General features: G+C 67.8%; 4 protein-coding genes and 1 pseudogene. 2 read left to right on the top strand and 3 right to left on the bottom strand.

The window, feature by feature from the left end; translation table 11 throughout:
• The 3 genes from NQ160_RS22505 to NQ160_RS22515 form a co-directional block, all read right to left on the bottom strand.
• Window positions 1-131, bottom strand: a 131-nt coding sequence (locus tag NQ160_RS22505) for a large conductance mechanosensitive channel protein MscL (RefSeq protein WP_257517260.1), incomplete at its 3' end; no start/stop codon positions are given.
• Window positions 132-163: 32 nt separating this feature from the next.
• Window positions 164-502: an FmdB family zinc ribbon protein gene (locus tag NQ160_RS22510; protein ID WP_257517257.1), complete on the bottom strand. Its 339-nt coding sequence runs from the start codon at window positions 500-502 to the stop codon at window positions 164-166.
• A gap of 20 nt (window positions 503-522) precedes the next feature.
• The gene (locus tag NQ160_RS22515) at window positions 523-1,119 is read right to left on the bottom strand and encodes a 5-formyltetrahydrofolate cyclo-ligase (RefSeq protein ID WP_257517258.1); all 597 of its coding nucleotides are present in this window, start codon (window positions 1,117-1,119) and stop codon (window positions 523-525) included.
• A gap of 66 nt (window positions 1,120-1,185) precedes the next feature.
• Here NQ160_RS22515 and galU point away from each other — a divergent pair, with 66 nt between their 5' ends.
• Complete coding sequence (gene galU, locus NQ160_RS22520) at window positions 1,186-2,070, top strand: UTP--glucose-1-phosphate uridylyltransferase GalU (RefSeq protein WP_257517259.1); 885 nt, start codon at window positions 1,186-1,188, stop codon at window positions 2,068-2,070.
• A gap of 20 nt (window positions 2,071-2,090) precedes the next feature.
• A pseudogene (locus tag NQ160_RS22525) lies at window positions 2,091-2,296 on the top strand (GNAT family N-acetyltransferase); the annotation flags it as partial.

Genomic DNA, 2,296 nt, shown 5'->3' on the forward strand with positions numbered 1-2,296 from the left:
GCGACGATCGGCGTGATGATGGTGCTGACGACTGCGTTCACCAGGGCGGTGAACGCGCCGCCGATGACGACCGCGACGGCCAGATCGATGACATTGCCGCGCATGATGAAATCTTTGAAGCCCTTGATCACGAGGACTCCCTTCGTCTCGCCGGCCACGCCGGTCAGGAACCCGCCGCGGCGGGGGAGGCGGATGCCCCTGAAGACGATGATGACGAAGAAGAGGTCGATGCGGTAGACGAGGAGCTGGCAGCGGCATCCTTCTTGGGCTCGCTCTTGCCGCCGCTCTTGCCGCCGCCGTTGCCGCCGCCGGAGCCGCCTGCGGCGGCCCGAGAGTCGGTGCGGTAGAAGCCGGAGCCGTTGAAGGTGACCCCGATCTGGCCGTACTCCTTGCGCAGCACGCCGCCGCACTCGGGGCACTCGGTCAGTGAAGGATCGGTGAAGGACTGGACGGCATCGAAGCGGTGGCTGCACTGCTTGCAGGCATACGCGTAGGTAGGCATGGTGTTCTTCCTCGGGGGGATCAGTGGCGGTCGTGCGCGAGCACGACGGTCTGGGTGGGGGTGACGACGCCGGTTACGGGCTGGTCGTGAACGTCGCGGGGCACCTCGTCGAGCAGCTCCGCGTCGAAGACCACGGCGTACACCGGCGGGCAGCGTTCCATCGAGCCGATCGTCTTGTCGAAGTATCCGCGACCCCAGCCCAGGCGCATGCCGGAACGGTCGACGGCGGCGGCGGGGATGATGAGCAGGTCGACGTCGCCCACGGCGATGGGGCCGAGCAGCTCGCCGACGGGCTCGGGCAGTCCGAACAGTCCGTGGGTGACGTCGCCGTCGGGCGTGGCGACAGCCCAGTCCAGCAGTCCATCGGTGCGGGTGACGGGAAGCAGCACCCGGATGCCGCGCTCCACGGCCGCGTTGACGAACGACCGGGTGCCCGGTTCGGTGGGCGTGGAAAGGAAGCACGACACCGAGCGTGCGCCGGTGCGGTCCACGAGAGCATCGAGCTGCGCACGCACGCCGTCTTCTGCCGTTTCGCGAGCCTGATCGCTCAGCTGCTGCCGGCGCTCGCGCAGCTCGGCGCGCAGTGCACGCTTGGCGTCATCTATGCCGTCGGACATGGACTCGATTCTAGGTCGCACCAGGGCATGTCCCGGCGCATTGGACGCCACCGATACACTGACGGCATGCCACTGCCCTTCAAAGCCGTCATTCCCGCGGCCGGACTCGGTACCCGGTTCCTGCCCGCCACCAAGGCCATGCCCAAAGAGATGCTGCCCGTGGTGGACAAGCCCGCGATCCAGTACGTCGTGGAAGAGGCGACGCAGGCCGGCATCCAGGATGTGCTCATCATCATCGGCCGCAACAAGAACAACATCGCCAACCACTTCGATCAGATGCCGGAGCTCGAAGAGCGTCTGCGCGCGAAGGGCGACCACGAGAAGCTGAAGAAGGTGGAGCAGTCCACCGACCTGGCGGACATCCACATGGTGCGCCAGGGTGACCCCAAGGGACTAGGCCACGCCGTGCTGCGCGCGCGTCGCCACGTCGGGGATCACCCCTTCGCGGTGCTGCTCGGCGACGACCTCATCGACGAGCGTGATCCGCTTCTCACCCGCATGATGGAGGAGCACGAGCGCACCGGCGCCGCCATCGTGGCGCTCATGGAGGTGGAGCCGTCGCAGGTGCACATGTACGGCGTCGCGGCGATCGAGCCGACCGATGACGACGACATCGTGCGGGTGACCGGCCTCGTTGAGAAGCCGAAGGCCGAGGAGGCCCCGTCGAACTACGCCGTGATCGGCCGCTATGTGCTGGCCCCGAGCGTCTTTGCCATCCTCGAGCACACCGAGCCGGGCAAGGGCGGAGAGATTCAGCTGACCGACGCGCTGCAGGAGCTCGCTACGGCCCCCGAGGGTCCCGGCGTGCGCGGTGTCGTGTTCCGCGGTCGCCGGTACGACACCGGCGATAGGGTGGACTACATCAAGGCCATCGTGCAGCTGGCGAGCGACCGGGACGACCTCGGTCCGGAGCTGCGTCCCTGGCTCAAGGACTTCGCGGCCAACCTCTGACGCCGCGCCGAGGGGGATGCGTGGAACTTTCGCCCCGCGAACACGGTCCCATCTCGATCCGGATCGTGCGCCCGCGTGATGCGCGGACGCTGCAGAACGAGCTGATGGAGAACCGCGCCTGGCTGCGGCCCTGGGAGGCGACGAGTCCTGACGGACCGACGTCGTTCGACATGCGGCTGGGCGTCAAGCGCCTGCTGCAGCAGTATCGCGACGGGCTCGGCGTGCC

The organism is Microbacterium sp. zg.Y909, assembly GCF_024626565.1.

Coding starts and splice junctions, on each gene's coding strand:
- NQ160_RS22510 (WP_257517257.1), bottom strand. CDS start 502: ATGCCTACCTACGCGTATGCCTGCAAGCAGTGCAGCCACCGCTTCGAT.
- NQ160_RS22515 (WP_257517258.1), bottom strand. CDS start 1,119: ATGTCCGACGGCATAGATGACGCCAAGCGTGCACTGCGCGCCGAGCTG.
- galU (WP_257517259.1), top strand. CDS start 1,186: ATGCCACTGCCCTTCAAAGCCGTCATTCCCGCGGCCGGACTCGGTACC.